The following is a 15,230-nucleotide window of genomic DNA, read 5'->3' as shown; positions in this document are numbered from 1 at the left end:
ACGTCACTCGCCTGATGTGGTTGGCGTGTAACGGAACTCGCGGGCCCGCGAGTCGCCGCCCGCCGCGCCGACGCCGATCATCCTGCCGGTGAACCCGGTCGCGACCTCGGTGGAGAGGTAGCGGCCGTCGAGCCTGCCCAGTTCCGTGAAAGCGTCACCGGTCTTGACGGAGAGCACGATGTCGTCGGGGCCGTAGCCGGTCATGTCCTCGGCCTGCGGTTCGACCGCTTCGAGGCGCAGCACGACCGGGCCTTCCGGCGCGGGGGCCGAACCCAGCTCGGCGGTGACGCCGCCGATGCGCGCCTGCGCCCGGACCACGCCGTTCTCGCAGGTCAGACCGTACCAGTGGCGCTTGTCGAGCCAGAGGACGAAGCGTCCGGTGTCGTCGAACTCGGCTTCGGCGCTCCAGCGGAGGTCCTTGGCGCGCACGCAGAGCAGGCCGGGGGAGCCGTCGCCCGGGTCGCGCAGGTCAAGGCCCTTGCCTGTGGCTGCGGCGATCGCGTCGGGTTCGCTCGAAGGCGCGACCCAGCGCAGATCCAAAGTCTCCGAAGCGAAGTCGTCGACGAAGGTGGAGTCGTCGGGGACGAATTCGTACCGGTGCTCGTCGAAGACGGGCCAGCCGTCGACCCAGTCGATCCCGGCCAGGAACGTCTCGCGGCCGAGCACGTGGAAGTGCGGGGTGAACCCGCCGGGGCGGACGCCCAGGTAGACGGCGGCCCATGAGCCGTCGGCGGTTTCGATCAGATCGGCGTGGCCGGTGTTCTGGACCGGCAGGTACATCGAGCGGTGCGTGAAGACCGGGTTCGCGGGGCAGGCCTCGTAGGGTCCTTCGGGGCGGTCGGCGCGGGCGATGGTGACGGAGTGGCCGCGTTCGGTGCCGCCTTCGGCGAGCATCAGGTACCAGCGGTCGCCAATGCGGTAGAGGTGCGGCGCTTCGGGGGCGTGGAGGCCGATGCCCTGCCAGACCAGGTAGGGCGGTTCCTTGAAGCGGCCGGTGGCGAGGTCGAGGCGGCCCTGGAAGATGCCGTCGCCTTCGCCGCTGAAGACGGTGCCCTTCCAGGTGAGGTAGCACTCGCCGTCCTCGTCCCAGCAGAGGTCGGGGTCGATGCCGACGGCTTCGGGGACGAAGACGGGGTCGCTCCAGTCGCCGGCGGGGTCGTCGGCGGAGACGATGAGCTGGCCGCGCGAGTCGTAGACGTTGGTGGTGACGTAGTAGAAGCGGCCGTCGTGGTGGCGGAGGGTGGGGCCGTAGATGCCGCCGGAGGCGGTGCCGCCGCCGGGGACGAACTGTGAGCGGCGGTCGAGGATGTTGCCGATCTGCTTCCAGTGCACGAGGTCGCGGCTGTGGAAGATCGGCGCGCCCGGGAAGTACTCGAAGCTCGAGTGGGCGAGGTAGTAGTCCTCGCCCACGCGGCAGATCGACGGGTCCGGGTGGAACCCGGAGACGATCGGGTACTCGGCCCCGGACACGGTTTTGCGGCTCACAGCGCTCCCTCGATCGGCACGGAAGCCCAAGACTAAGTTGTGTCTCCCAACTTTGTCAACCGACATTCACACCCCAGCGTGCTGCGCCCCCCACGACCTTGCATACCGGCCCGAACGCTCAAGCAGCTCTTCGTGAGTGCCCTGCTCGGCGATCCGGCCGTGCTCCATCACCACGATGAGGTCCGCGCTGCGGATCGTGCTCAGCCGGTGCGCGACCACCAGCGTGGTCCGCCCGCGCATCAGCGTCTCCAGCGCGCCCTGGATGTGCCGCTCCGACTCCGAGTCCAGAGCGCTCGTCGCCTCGTCCAGGAACAGGATCCGCGGATCGCGGATGAGCGCCCGCGCGATCGAGAGCCGCTGGCGCTGCCCGCCCGAAAGCCGCGCGCCCCGCTCCCCGACCACGGTGTCCCAGCCGTCCGACAGCGCCTCCACGAAATCGAGCGCGTTCGCGTCGCGCAGCGCCTGCCGCACCTGCTCGTCGCTGATCGACCCGAGCCCGTACGTGATGTTCGCGCGCACCGACCCCTCGAACAGCACCGAATCCTGCGGCACCACCGACACATGCCGCCGCACCGACCGCATGTCCAGCTCCTCCATGTCGGCCCCGTCGAGCAGCACCGCCCCACCAGCGGGCCTGATCAGCCCCAGCACGGTGTTCATCAGCGTCGACTTCCCCGACCCCGAAGGCCCCACGAGCGCAACGGTCTTCCCCGCCTCGATCGCGAGATCCACCGAGTCCAGCGCGGGCGCGCCGCCGTCGGGGTACCGCACCGTCACCTCGCGCAGCTCGATCCGGCCCTCCACTGATTCCACAGTGGGCTTTCCTTCGTTCCACTCGACGTCCGGGTCCTCGAGCACCTCGGCGATCGAACGCACCGACTCGGTCCCCCGCGCCGTGATCGGCACCAGGTTGAGCACCGACCCGACAGAACCGGTCAGCATCGAGAAGTACGTGCCCAGCACCACGACCTGCCCGGCCGTGATCGGCGCCCAGTCCATCACCGCCACGGTCGCGGCCAGCAGCAGGCACCCGACGCTCAACAGCTGCATGGTCACCCAGCTCGCCGCGCCGAACCGCCCGTTCACCACGTCGAGCCGCAGCCCCCGGTGCCGCACTTCCTCGGCCACCTGCGAGACCCGTTCGGCCGCAACGTGCTCCAGCCCGTGCGCGCGCGTGATCGGCATGAGCGCCGCCATCTCGCCCACCCGCGAGGAGAACACCTCCATCTCCTTGCGGAACTCCTGGTTGCGCTCCTGCGTCCGCCGCCGCGTGAACCACCACACGCCGAATCCGCACGGCAGTGACAACGCGAACACCGGCAGGAACTGCGGCACCGTGAACGCGGTCATCGTGACCGCCCCGGCGAACACGAACACGGCCGAGAGCAGCGGACCGCCCGACTGCGCGAACATCATCTCGATGTTCTCGACGTCGCGCACGACCTTGCTCTGGATGATCGAGGCGTTCGACCGCGAGTGGAACCCGATGGACAGCAACTGGAGCCGCGCCGCGAGCGCGTTCCGGAAGTCCGCCCCGAGCGAGCGCACCGCGCCCATGTAGAGCCGCGTGAACCACACGTGCGTGAACGCGTTCTGGACGACGAGCACGGCCGCGCCGATGGCCAGCCATCCGAGGGTCGAGACGGGCCCGCCGCGCACCACGGCGTCGACGGCCGCGCCCGTGATCACGGGCATCAGCCACATGGGGCTGTCTTTGAGAATGAAGAGCAGCGTGGCGGCGACGAGCCTGCCACGGTGGGGTTTGAGGGATCGGGCGACCGACTTGAGCGGGTGTCGTCCGTCGAGGGTGGGAGTCTCCATGCGGCAGGGCCCCGTGTTCGATTGGAGGGTTCTGGTTGGGCGGCAACGGCACTCCGGTGTGCCGTCTCCGCAGGTCGCCCCGCGTCGCGCCGTCCGCGCGAGACACCGCTCTCGACCATAACTCCGCTGCGGGGAAACCGCCTCCGCTTTTAGTGGTATGCCACAAAGCCGCCGCCACGGCGAGTGGCGGCGGCTTTCCCCCGTTCTACCAGGTCACCGGCAGTTCGTACACGCCGTAGACCGACGCGTCGTGCTTGAACGGCACGTCCGCGATGTCGCCCGCGAGCGCGAGCGTCGGGATCCGCTTGTACAGCGTCCCGTACACGACCTGCAGTTCCATCCGCGCGAGCGGCTGCCCGAGGCACTGGTGCACCCCGAACCCGAACGCGACGTGGTTGCGCCCCTCACGTGTGAGGTCGAGCCGGTCGGGATCGGCGAACACGCGCGGGTCGCGGTTCCCGATGTCGTTGGCCATGATCAGGCCCTCTCCGGCCCGCACCACCTGACCGCCGATCTCGATGTCCTCCAAAGCAACGCGCCGCCGACCGCTGTGGGTGATGTGCAGGAACCGAAGCAGCTCTTCGGAAGCGCTCGCGATGAGCTTCGGGTCGTCGGTCTCCTGGAGCAGTTTGAGCTGGTCCGGGTGTTCGAGGAGCGCGAGCGTGCCGAGCGCGATCATGTTCGCGGTTGTCTCGTGCCCAGCGATGAGCAGGAGCATCCCGATCTGCGCGGCGTCGACGACGCTGATCTCGCCGCCTTCGATGCGAGGCACGAGCCCCGACAGGAGGTCGTCCCCGGGCGCTTGCATCTTCTCGCCCATGAGCTTCGCGAGGTACCCGACGAGCGCGCCCATCGCGCCCCGCCGGTCGGCCTCGCTCGTGAAGCGGTTGATGATGAGCTTGCTCTGCTCCTGGAAGAACTCGTGGTCGCCGTATGGCACGCCCAGCAGCTCGGAGATCACGAGCGACGGGACGGGCAGCGCGAACGCCTCCACGAGGTCGACGGGTTTCGGCCCGGCCAGCATCTCGTCGAGCAGGTCGTCGACGATCCGCTGGACGGCCGGGCTCATCGCCTCGATGCGCTTGACCATGAACGGCGCGGTCACCATGCGCCGCAGGCGGGCGTGCTCGGGGTCGTCCATGAGGATGAACCCGATGCTCGGGCCCTTGTCCTCCTCGGCGGGCGGCTCGGCGGTCTCGTATTTCATCCCGGTCGGGTAGCCGGGCCGGTTGGCGTCGGAGGAGACGCGCGGGTCGGAGAGCGCCTTCTTCTGGTCGGCGTACCCGGTGACCAGCCAGGGCGTGGCCCCGTCGGCGAGCTGCACTCGCGTGATCGGCGTTTCCGCCTGCAGCGCTTGGAGCTGCGGCGGCGGGTCGAACGGGCATTTCGCGGCCCGGTCCATCGGGTAGGCGGGAAGTTCGGTATCGGTCATTTCGCTTGCCTCTCTTGGGTGTTGCGGGCAAGGACGGGCGGAATCCGGGGGCACCTGGAGCGCGCGAGCCCTACAGGAGTTCGGCGCGGCGCAGGCGCGTCTGCTTCGGCATGTTCCAGCCGATCACCGCGCTCACGCGTCCGTTCTCGCTGCAGCGCGCCACGAACCGCCCGTCGGCCGGGTCGCCTTCGACCACCTCGGTCTCGGCGTGGAGGCTCGGCAGGCCGTAGACCTGGATCTTCACGTTGAACTGGTCGGTCCAGAAGTACGGCACCGGCGCGTACGGGACGCCCTCGCCGAGGATGTTCGCCGCGACGACCCCGGCCTGCTCGGTCGCGTTCGTGCGGTTCTCGAGCCGCAGTGAGCGTCCGAGCCCGACGTGGTCCCACCGGGCCACGTCGCCCACGGCCCAGATGCCTTCGGCCGCAAGGCACTGCGCGTCGCAGACGACGCCGTTCTCGATGCGCAGACCGGACCCGGCAAGCCATTCGGTCACCGGCACCGACCCGATCGAGACGACCACGGCGTCAGCGGGAAGCACCTCGCCGGTCTCGAGCCGGACGCCGCTCACGCGCCCGTCCGCCTCGACCAGGCTGTCGACGCCCACGCCGGGACGCAGGTCGACGCCCTGCTCGATGTGCAGTGCCGCAAGCGCTTTGGCCATGTCGCCGCCGAGCTGCATCTCCATGGGAGCGGCCTGCGGACCGACGAGCGTCACGCTGCCGCCGCGATCGGGGAGGCACAGCTTCGTCGCGGTCGCCGCGATCTCGGCCCCGAGCACCCCGTCGCCGACGACGACGAGCCGAGACGAGGCGGAAAGCTCGGCGCGCAGCAGCGCCGCGTCCTCCAAGGTGCGCAGCAGGTGCACGCCCGCGAGCCCGGTGCTCCCGGGAAAGGCCCGAGGCCGGATCCCCGTGGCGATGACGATGGCGTCGGCGCTGAGGTCACGCCCGCGCTCGGTCTTGACCAGGCGCTTCGCCGCGTCGAGTCCAACTGCCGCCTCACCGAGCGCCAGCTCGATGTCGAGATCCGAGAGCATGGATTCGGGGCGCAGCCGCGCCCGCTCCGGCTCCCAGTCGCCGCTGAGGACCTGCTTCGAGAGCGGCGGACGGTCGTACGGCAGGTGCGGCTCGGCTCCGAGGAGGGTCACGCGCCCCTCGAAGCCCTTGCGGCGCAGCGCTTCGGCGGTGGCGAGGCCAGCGGCCGAAGCGCCGACCACGAGCACGCTGCTCACTGCGCCTCGCTCAGTTCGATCGCGAGCGCCGGGCAGATGCTGGCGGCCTCGCGGACCGCCTCGAACTGGTCCTCACCGGGCGTCTCGTCGAGCAGGACCACGATCCCGTCCTCGTCGCGCTGGTCGAAGACGTCCGGCGCGGCCATGACGCAAGAGCCCGCGCCGCAGCATTTGTCCTCGTAAACCGTGACCTTCATGGTGTTTCTCCTTGCTCATTCCCGTGCTGTTTCCTGGGTGTTGTGCGGGGCCTGGAGCAGGCCGACGATCGCGTCGACCAGCGCGCCCCCGGCTTCGCGCCAGGAGGAGCCGTACACGGGCTCCCCCTTGGCCATCGACGCCTCTCGTGAGGCGGGGGTGAGCACCATGAGCATCTGCATCATCCGGAACCGTTCGGCCGCAACGTCTTCTGGCAGCTCCGGCATGTACCGGCTGAGCCCTTCGACCGTGCGGTCCAGCGACTCGGCCCGCAGGGCCTCGTCCTCGACGATGGACCGCAGCTGCGGGTCGAACTGGACCTGCGCGGCGAACCGCGCGAACCAGGACGGCTCCCCGAGCGTGTCGTAGTGCTCGAAGACCGGGACGACCAGGCATTCGACCCAGTCCCGCAGGTCTTTCGAGCCCTTGATCGACTCGTACATGCGTTCCCGCAGCGGTTCCATCCGCTCCACGTGCCTGCGCACGATCTCGCGGATCAGGTCGGCCTTCCCGCCGAAGTGGTAGCCGACGGCGGCGTTGTTGCCCTGACCGGCGGCTTCACTGATCTGACGGTTCGAGACGGCCTGCACGCCCTGCTCGGCGAACAGCCGCTCGGCGGTGGTGATGATGGCGTCGCGGGTGGCCGCGACGCGGTCGGTGCGCTTGGTGCTCGATGCGTTCATGTCACCATCTAACCGGGACTGCGACCAATCCGCCGACGAGCAGGCCTTCGACCTTCTTCAGGTCTCCTTCCGGCACGGCGAGCTCCAGCGTGGGGAGCTTCCGCAGCAGCACTTCGAGCGTGACCTGCAGTTCGGTGCGCGCAAGCGCCTGCCCGAGGCAGGAGTGCAGCCCGGCCCCGAACGCCAAGTGCGGGTTGGGGGTCCGCGACAGGTCCATCTGGTCGGCGCCCTCGAACGCGCTCTCGTCGCGGTTGGCGGCGGCCATCGAACACACGACCGTGGTTCCGGGCGCGATCGTCTCACCTGCGATCGCGATCTCCTGGTCGATGTAGCGGATCATGCCGAACCCGGCGTTGACGTCGAGGCGCAGCGACTCCTCGACGGCGGACCGGATCAGCTTCGGGTCGGCCAGCAGGGCCTCCCAGCGGCTGCGGTCGGCGAGCAGCATCGCCACCATCTTGCCGATCATGTTCGCGGTGGTCTCGTGCCCGGCGACCAGGAGGCCCTGGCCCGTGGCGATGAGCGTCGCATCGGACATTGTGGACTCGGGGTCGTTCGCGAGCTCCGACAGCAGGTCTTCGCCGGGGTTGGCGCGCTTGGCAGCCACGTGCCCGGCGAGGTACATGTAGAACTCGGTCTGCGCGGCGCGGATCTCCTCGCCGTCGTAGCGGGTCATGTTGAGCAGGGTGTCGGACCAGTACGAGAACTTGTCGCGGTCCTCCTCCGGGACGCCGAGGATCTCGCAGATCACCCACACCGGGAGCGGGAACCCCAAGTCCCCCTTGATGTCTGCGGGAGCGCCCTTGGCGATCATCTCGTCGATGAGGCGTTCGGCGACCTCGGCGATGCGCGGACGCAGCCGCGCCATCTGCTTCGCGGTGAACCACTTGTTGAGCTGGCGGCGCCACGCGAGGTGGCCTTCGCCTTCCTGCGGGATGGCCATGGCCATCTCGGAGTTGTTGAGCGGGTCGTGCTCGCCTTCGGTGACGCTCGCGGCGTCCTGCCCGGTGCCGCGCGTGAAGCGCGTGTCGGCGAGCAGTTCCTTGACGTCTTCGTAGCGGGTGAGCAGGCGGGCCGCGTCTCCGCTGGGGAAGGTCACGTGGGCGACGGGGCACTTGCCCCGCAGCTCGGACCATTCGGCCGGCGGCTCAAGGACGCCGTCGTTGGGAATCGGGTATTTCAGCACCTCTGTGCTCTCGTGAACCATTGCGCTGCCTCCTCGGCTTCGGCGACGATTTCGCCCTAATTGAAGCGCGGAAACCTCTCTAAGTCAAGCGTTTGACTTAAAATTTATGAAGAGTCAGTCCGCGCCAGCCCGTTCGGTTTCGTTCGGAAATCACCGCCCTCGCCCGATTTGGACCAAGCTCTTGTTGCCCGGCGGCACGCCGGGCGGCGCTTCAACAAGGAGGACATGCAGTGAACCCGTTTGCCCGCAGGCTCGCAGGACTCGCCGGGACCGCGCTGATGGTCGTCGCCGCCGTCGGCTTCACCACGACGCAGGCCAGCGCCCAGGAGGCCACGCCGTCTGAAGCGATCGGCATCCAGAGCAGCTGCGACCACGCGTGGTCCAACAAGTCCGGCATCACCGGGGCGACCAACGCGAACGGCGTGAACATCCGCTCGGGCCCGCACCACTACAGCCCTTCCTGCACGATCGTCGGACAGGCGCAGGCGTCCCAGGCGCTTCGATACGACTGTTGGACTTGGGGAACCGACGGCTACTGGACCCACGTCTACAACTACTCGACCGGGGTCCAGGGCTGGATCAAGGACGACTACCTGACCAACACCTCGAACGTCCTCTTCTGCTAGTCGGACAGTGACGTACGAAACCCCCTGGTTCGACTACCAGGGGGTTTCGCTTTGCAAGGCAATGGATTCGGGAAAAGGGGGATTTCGCGTCTAGACGCTGTGGTTGACAATTCGCACGATTGTCCCTCATCATGCAAGGACCGCAATTCGCGGTTCAGCTAGTGCGACAAGGGCTTACGTTGTCACCCGAATGGGTTACGTCGGAGCCCGCTCAGAACGCGACAACTCCATAGTGCAGAATTTCCAGCAGTCGCCCGGTGGCTCCTCCGCTACCAACGTCGAGTCCACCGGGCGACCTAACCACGAAGGAAGTACCTATCGTGTCGTTGACGACGATACGCCATTCCGGCGTACCTGAAAACACCCATTCGGCCGCATCGACGGCCGCGACCGCTGCCTGGCGGGTCGGCGAGAAACCGCACGACCCGCTCGACCCGGGTCCGTACGGCACGCCCGGCTGGCAGCCCGACCCGCGCAGAGGCCGCAGGCGCAGAGGCGAACTGCCGGATCCGCTTCCCGAGGCTCCGGCCGACTTCTCGCCGCTGCGCGAAGCCGCCTACCGCGATTTCCTGCGCGATTCGGAGGAGCTCCACCTCGCGCACCTCGAACCGCCGCAGCCGAACCGCGTGCTCGTCTACCTGACCTGGTACCTGCGGGTCGTGATCGCGGTCCTGTACTGGCGGGTGATCCCGTTCCCGGAACGTCCGTCGCGGTGTCGGCAGGCGAGAGCGGTTTGCGAAGCGCGCCAAGCAACCAGGTACGTCGGCCGCGCGGCGGTCGTCCCGCCCCCGATTCCGGTCGAGTGGCGCACAGTGTCCCGCCCGGCGGCCGCTCGACCTGCGGTGCGACCAGGCGATCGGGCCCGCACCCGCCCGCAACTGCGTCCGCATGCGGTGATGGCCCCGCGCAACCGGGCCCTGAGCCGCCGCCGCGCGGAGACCCGCGCCATCTTCCACCAGGTCTACGGCTTCACCTGCGACCAGAACTTCCGCAACGTTTACTGGCCCAAGGGAAGCGCGGGAGGGTACACCGCCACGTACCCGTCCAACCCCCGCCGGGGCGCGATCCGGCGCCGCAACAACCGCCGACCACGCAACCTCGCCCTCGCGCGTTCCTTCCCGCCCTCGACCCCGGTGGTCCCAGTCGGCATGACCAGTCGTCCGGCCCCGGTCGGGCCGACCGTCCGCCTGCTGCCGGTCCCCGCACCGGAGCTCCCCAACGAAGCGTTCGCGCGCCAGCTGCGGGACTCCGCGATTCGGAGTGCGATCAGAGCGTCGAACCGCAGGTCCGCAGCCGCCGCATCGCCGCCTTCGCGTAGCGGGACCGGCTACGCGCCGTCGCGTCCGCGCGGCGGGACCAGCTATGCGACCCCGCACCCGCAGGGAGACCGCCGATGAGCCGGATCCGTAACGCGCCCTTGGAAGTCCGACGGGCCTACCAACGCGCGCTCGCTGCGCTCCCCGTCCAGTCCAGCGTCGTCTTCCCGCCGGACCTCGACTCGCTCACCACGGTGGGCGCGGCCGTCGTCGACGGTCGGACGCTCGCCTTCGGCATCCTCCGCAACCACCCGCGAATCTGGATCACCAGCGACGCCCCGGAGGGTCCGACGCTGCTCGGGCATCTGAGCGGGATCGTCAACGAAGTCCCTGATCTGTGGATCTGCGACCACGAGTCCTGGCCGTGGATCCTGAGCGGCGACATCGCCGCCCAGATCGAGGAGGCCGCCGTGCGCGTCTGGCAGGAATGCCTCCGCGACTGCAACGGCTGACCGACCCGCCCACCAGCGCGTTCACCAGTGCCGTCACCAGTGCGTTCACGGCCGCGACCCCCGGGTATCCGAGCCCGGGGGTCGATGCTTGCCCCGATCGTGCGCTGTCGCGTGCCTCACGTCTCGGTCCCAGGCTTGACATGTATACCCCCGGGGGGTAAAAATACGAGCTATGCAGATACCCTAAGGGGGTATCATCGGACCGGGAGGATCCTCATGAACACCGGAACACGGCTCGGCCTCTACGGCGGCGGACTCGCGGTGCTGTTCGCCGCTGCGTTCGGCACGGCCGCGCTCGTCGCCCCCGACGACGCGGCCGACGACTGGAACGACCAGGCAGGCGACCACGACGGCGGCGGCCACGGAGACGATTCGAGCGGCGGTCACAGCGAGGCCCAGCCCGTTCGCGGGCTCGCGATCGAGCAGGACGGCTACCTGCTCAGCGAGGTCGCCGCGCCTGCCGAGGTCGGCGCTTCCGGAGACCTGGCGTTCCAGATCACCGGGGCCGACGGGCAGCCGCTCACCGACTACACCGTCTCGCATGAGAAGGAACTGCACCTCATCGTCGTGCGGGCGGACGGCACCCACTTCCGCCACGTCCACCCCGAGCTTGGAGCAGACGGCACTTGGTCGATCCCTTGGAGCTGGGACGCGGCCGGTTCGTACCGCGTGTACGCCGACTTCGTCCCTGAAGGCGGCGAGGACCTGACGCTGACCCGCACCGTCGAGGTCGCGGGCGACTACGGGCCCGAGATCGCGACCGAACCCAGCCTGGTCTCGGAGGTCGACGGGTTCACCGTGACCCTCGAAGGCGACCTGAGCGCGGGCGCTTCGGCCGAGGTCACGGCGTCGGTCTCGCGCGACGGCGAGCCGGTGACCGAGCTTGAGCCGTATCTCGGCGCGTTCGGTCACCTTGTGGCCCTTCGCGAAGGCGACCTCGCGTACCTCCACGTGCACCCTGAGGGCGAGGAGCCGAAGGCGGGCGACTTGAGCGGTCCTGAGGTCGCGTTCGCGACCGAGGTGCCCACTGCGGGCCGGTACTTCCTGTACTTCGACTTCCAGGTCGCGGGGCAGGTGCACAGCGCGGCCTTCGTGGTCGACGCGACCGAGGGCACTAGCGAGGAAGCCGCCGAACGCGGCACCGAGCACGAAACCGAGACCACCCCGGACGCCGAAACCTCCACGGAACCCGGCGCTGCGTCCGAATCCGAAGACCACGGCCACTAGGCCCCCGCTGCGAGAGAGAGGAATGACCAAGATGACCACGTCGCTGCCGGCCGGTCCGGTCGACCGCATCGAACTCGAAATCGGCGGGATGACCTGCGCTTCCTGCGCCAACCGCATCGAGAAGAAGCTCAACAAGGTCGAGGGCGTCACCGCCACCGTCAACTACGCGACCGAGAAGGCGCGGATCGAGGCCCCCGAGGGCACCGACCCGGCTTCGCTGATCGCGGTCGTCGAGGCGACCGGGTACACGGCGGTCCTTCCGGCTCCGCCTGAGCCTGAGGTGGTCGAGGACGAGGAGAAGCCGGATCCGGAGCTGACGAGCCTGCGTCAGCGGCTCATCGGGTCGGTGGTGCTGTCGGTTCCGGTCATCGCGATGTCGATGATCCCGGCGCTGCAGTTCGAATACTGGCAGTGGGCTTCGCTGGCGCTCGCCGCGCCGGTCGTGCTGTGGGCGGCCTGGCCGTTCCACAAGGCGGCCTGGGTGAACCTGCGCCATGGTGCCGCCACTATGGACACTCTGGTTTCGGTGGGCACGCTGGCGGCGTTCGTGTGGTCGTTGTACGCCCTGTTCCTGGGCACGGCCGGGACGCCGGGGATGACGCACCCGTTCACGCTGAGCGTCGCGCCGACCGACGGGGCGGGCAACATCTACCTCGAGGTCGCGGCCGGTGTCACGATGTTCATCCTGGCCGGGCGGTACTTCGAGAAGCGGTCGAAGCGGCAGGCGGGCGCGGCGCTGCGGGCGCTGCTGCACATGGGCGCCAAGGACGTCGCGGTGCTGCGCGGCGGAGTCGAGACCCGGATTCCGGTGGCGCAGTTGGCTGTCGGCGACGAGTTCGTGGTCCGGCCGGGCGAGAAGATCGCCACTGACGGCGTGATCGTCTCCGGCACTTCGGCTGTGGACGCCTCGATGCTCACGGGCGAGTCCGTGCCGGTCGAGGTCGGCGCGGGAGACGCCGTCACCGGCGCGACCGTGAACGCTGGAGGCCGACTCGTCGTGCGCGCCACGGCGATCGGCAGTGACACGCAGCTCGCGCAGATGGCGAAGCTGGTCGAGGACGCGCAGTCGGGGAAGGCCGAGGTGCAGCGCCTGGCTGACCGCGTCTCGGGTATCTTCGTCCCGATCGTGATCGCGATTTCGGTTGCGACCCTTGGGTTCTGGCTCGGTGCCGGTTACCCGGCGACGGCTGCTTTCACTGCGGCCGTGGCGGTGCTCATCATCGCTTGCCCTTGCGCTCTCGGCCTGGCGACGCCTACCGCGCTGCTGGTCGGGACCGGGCGGGGCGCGCAGATGGGCGTCCTCATCAAGGGGCCTGAGGTGCTGGAATCGACCCGGCGCGTCGACACCATCGTGCTCGACAAGACCGGGACCGTGACCACGGGCAAGATGACCCTCGTTGAGGCCGTCCCGGCGGACGGGATCGGGCGCGGCGAGCTGCTGCGGATCTCGGGCGCGCTGGAGCACGCTTCGGAACACCCTGTGGCGCAGGCGATCGCGAAGGCCGCGGCGGCTGAGGGCGCACTGCCCGAGGTCGAGGACTTCAAGAACATCGAGGGCAAGGGCGTCCAGGGGATCGTGGAAGGCCACCTCGCGGTGGTCGGCCGGGAGTCGCTGCTCGCCGACTGGTCGCTGGAGCTGAGTCCTGAACTGGCCGAAGCGAAGGCGTCGGCTGAGGACGAGGGCAAGACCGCTGTCGCGGTCGGCTGGGACGGCGAGGCGCGCGGTGTGCTCATCGTGGCGGACACGGTGAAGCCGACGAGCGCCGAGGCGATCGAGCAGTTCAAGGCCCTGGGGCTGACGCCAGTGCTGCTGACCGGCGACAACCGGGTGGTGGCCGAGCGGATCGCGGCGGAGGTCGGGATCGGCGAGGTCATCGCCGAGGTCATGCCGGAGGACAAGGTCGCGCAGGTCGCGCGGCTGCAGTCCGAGGGCAGGGTCGTGGCGATGGTCGGCGACGGCGTGAACGACGCGGCGGCGCTTGCGAAGGCGGATCTCGGGCTGGCGATGGGCACGGGCACGGATGTCGCGATCGAGGCCGCCGACCTGACACTGGTGCGCGGCGACCTGCGGTCGGCTGCGGACGCGATCCGGTTGTCGCGCAAGACGCTCGGCACGATCAAGGGGAACCTGTTCTGGGCTTTCGCTTACAACGTGGCGGCGATTCCGCTGGCGGCGCTCGGGCTGCTGAACCCGATGCTCGCGGGGGCAGCGATGGCGTTCTCGAGCGTGTTCGTGGTGGGGAACAGTTTGCGGTTGCGGTCTTTCAAGAGCGGCGCCCGCGACAGCTGACCCGCACTCCCCACCCACTAACCCCCCACCCACCACTAGAGGGGAAAAAACTGTAGGCCCGAGCATCCCGCCCGGGTCCGACAAAAAACGGCGAAGAACGGCCCCGGCGGCCCGCATGTCACCCGAAAGCGTGAACAGCGGGCCGCCGGGGCCGTCCCGAAACAAGGCGGATCGCGGGCGCGCGCTGCAAAGGGCCGAGACCCGGGGCGGGCCGAGGACTCGGTGTCGCATCGCGGCAGAGGCCGAGGCGGGGTTGCGGAGTCGGCCCCGGCGGGCCCGCCGGGGCCGTGCCGAAGCGGGGCCTCATTACGAAGCCAGGGCCTCGTCCAGGCTCGAAGCCTTCAGGCCGAAGGTGTCGCGGATCGCGGAGTCGTCGACGGTGAACGGCTCGTCGACCATGTACGCCATCTCCGGGAACTCGCCGAACATCGGCGCGAGCACCGCAAGGAGCGCGAAGTCCCGCTCGGTCACCTGCGACAGGCGCGGCGCAGGCGCACCATGCAACTCAGCGAGCCTGGCCGCCGCCTCGCGCACCGTCGTCGTGATGACCGGGGCGTTCCAGGCGCGGCCGTATGACCGTTCGTTGCGGGCGAGGGCGATGAGCGCGTCGGCGACATCACCGATGTACGAGAGCGAGTGCGGCGCATCCGGGTCGCCGTCCACCAGAGCCAGCTCCCCGGCCACGACCTTGGGCGCGGTGAGCCAGGCGAAAGCGGCGACCGCGCCCGCCCCGAGGAACTGCCCGGCCCGGAGCTCGGTCGCGCGCACGCGCCCGGCGTCGTGCGCCGCCTTTGCCTCGTGCCACATCGCGGCGCGCACCCTCCCCTTCCGGGTGGTCGGCTCGAACGCGGTCGACTCGCTGATGGGCCCCGAAGTGTCGCTGTAGCCGTAAAGATTGTTGAGCAGGACGTAGTCCGCCCCGCTGCACTCGGCCGCAGTGAGGATCGACGAATACAACTGCGGCATGGTCTCCGGCCACAGGTGGTACGGCGTCATCGCGGTGCCGAACACGGTTGCGGCGCCTTCGGCGGCGGCCGTGAGCGCGTCAGTGTCATTGGCGTCCAACGCGATCCGCTCGACTGCGGGATGCTCGGGGCCTTTGCCGGAGGGGCTGACGATGCGGACGGTGTCGCCCGCTTCCGCGAGCTTGAGGGCCGTGAGCGAGCCGACCGGTCCGGACCCGACGATCAAGTGCTGCGACATGGTGATGCTCCAAAGGTGTTGTGCCAGTGCGAGGTTTCTTGGTCGGGCCCGACCGCTGGCTCTACTCTGCCCCGGTCGGA

At 69.2% G+C, this 15,230-nt stretch carries 13 protein-coding genes; 5 read left to right on the top strand and 8 right to left on the bottom strand.

Going from position 1 to position 15,230, the window contains the following annotated elements; genetic code table 11:
• Positions 1-3: 3 nt before the first annotated feature.
• The 7 genes from ACGGCP_RS00755 to ACGGCP_RS00725 all read right to left on the bottom strand — a co-directional run bounded on the left by ACGGCP_RS00755 (position 4) and on the right by ACGGCP_RS00725 (position 8,057).
• The gene (locus tag ACGGCP_RS00755; RefSeq protein WP_392959133.1) at positions 4-1,485 is read right to left on the bottom strand and encodes a family 43 glycosylhydrolase; all 1,482 of its coding nucleotides are present in this window, start codon (positions 1,483-1,485) and stop codon (positions 4-6) included.
• Between the two features lie 66 nt (positions 1,486-1,551).
• Complete coding sequence (locus ACGGCP_RS00750; protein WP_392959131.1) at positions 1,552-3,306, bottom strand: ABC transporter ATP-binding protein; 1,755 nt, start codon at positions 3,304-3,306, stop codon at positions 1,552-1,554.
• Between the two features lie 205 nt (positions 3,307-3,511).
• A complete protein-coding gene (locus ACGGCP_RS00745) occupies positions 3,512-4,738 on the bottom strand; it encodes a cytochrome P450 (protein ID WP_392959128.1) in 1,227 nt (408 codons plus the stop codon).
• A 70-nt stretch (positions 4,739-4,808) separates the two neighbouring features.
• On the bottom strand, positions 4,809-5,972 hold the full coding sequence (locus ACGGCP_RS00740) for an NAD(P)/FAD-dependent oxidoreductase (protein ID WP_392959125.1): 1,164 nt from the start codon (positions 5,970-5,972) through the stop codon (positions 4,809-4,811).
• Positions 5,969-6,169, bottom strand: a complete 201-nt coding sequence (locus tag ACGGCP_RS00735; protein WP_392959122.1) for a ferredoxin — start codon at positions 6,167-6,169, stop codon at positions 5,969-5,971. The genes ACGGCP_RS00740 and ACGGCP_RS00735 overlap by 4 nt, the downstream gene beginning before the upstream one ends.
• Positions 6,170-6,184: 15 nt before the next feature.
• Positions 6,185-6,850, bottom strand: coding sequence for a TetR/AcrR family transcriptional regulator (locus tag ACGGCP_RS00730; RefSeq protein WP_392959119.1), 666 nt, complete (start codon positions 6,848-6,850; stop codon positions 6,185-6,187).
• A gap of 1 nt (position 6,851) precedes the next feature.
• Positions 6,852-8,057 (bottom strand): cytochrome P450, encoded by a 1,206-nt coding sequence (locus ACGGCP_RS00725; RefSeq protein WP_392959116.1) that lies wholly within the window; start codon positions 8,055-8,057, stop codon positions 6,852-6,854.
• 209 nt (positions 8,058-8,266) lie between these two features.
• Between ACGGCP_RS00725 and ACGGCP_RS00720 the strand changes: the two genes are divergently transcribed.
• The 5 genes from ACGGCP_RS00720 (at position 8,267) to ACGGCP_RS00700 (ending at position 13,947) form a co-directional block, all read left to right on the top strand.
• On the top strand, positions 8,267-8,662 hold the full coding sequence (locus tag ACGGCP_RS00720) for a hypothetical protein (protein ID WP_392959113.1): 396 nt from the start codon (positions 8,267-8,269) through the stop codon (positions 8,660-8,662).
• Positions 8,663-8,982: 320 nt separating this feature from the next.
• The gene (locus ACGGCP_RS00715) at positions 8,983-10,059 is read left to right on the top strand and encodes a hypothetical protein (protein ID WP_392959110.1); all 1,077 of its coding nucleotides are present in this window, start codon (positions 8,983-8,985) and stop codon (positions 10,057-10,059) included.
• The gene (locus tag ACGGCP_RS00710; RefSeq protein ID WP_392959108.1) at positions 10,056-10,430 is read left to right on the top strand and encodes a hypothetical protein; all 375 of its coding nucleotides are present in this window, start codon (positions 10,056-10,058) and stop codon (positions 10,428-10,430) included. Before ACGGCP_RS00715 ends, ACGGCP_RS00710 begins: the two co-directional genes overlap by 4 nt.
• 216 nt (positions 10,431-10,646) lie before the next feature.
• Positions 10,647-11,657 carry a heavy-metal-associated domain-containing protein gene (locus ACGGCP_RS00705; protein WP_392959106.1) on the top strand — a complete coding sequence of 337 codons (1,011 nt, stop codon included), beginning with the start codon at positions 10,647-10,649 and terminating at the stop codon, positions 11,655-11,657.
• A 31-nt stretch (positions 11,658-11,688) separates the two neighbouring features.
• Positions 11,689-13,947: a heavy metal translocating P-type ATPase gene (locus ACGGCP_RS00700; RefSeq protein WP_392959103.1), complete on the top strand. Its 2,259-nt coding sequence runs from the start codon at positions 11,689-11,691 to the stop codon at positions 13,945-13,947.
• Between the two features lie 306 nt (positions 13,948-14,253).
• On the opposite strand, the gene ACGGCP_RS00695 is transcribed toward ACGGCP_RS00700, so the two are convergent.
• Positions 14,254-15,150 carry an NAD-dependent epimerase/dehydratase family protein gene (locus tag ACGGCP_RS00695; RefSeq protein WP_392959101.1) on the bottom strand — a complete coding sequence of 299 codons (897 nt, stop codon included), beginning with the start codon at positions 15,148-15,150 and terminating at the stop codon, positions 14,254-14,256.
• Between the last annotated feature and the right edge of the window lie 80 nt (positions 15,151-15,230).

The organism is Glycomyces sp. NPDC048151, assembly GCF_043202775.1.
Taxonomy (GTDB): Bacteria; Actinomycetota; Actinomycetes; order Mycobacteriales; family Micromonosporaceae; genus Glycomyces.
The sequence above is the reverse complement of the archived record's forward strand: the minus strand, read 5'-3'. Positions and strand labels throughout refer to the sequence as shown.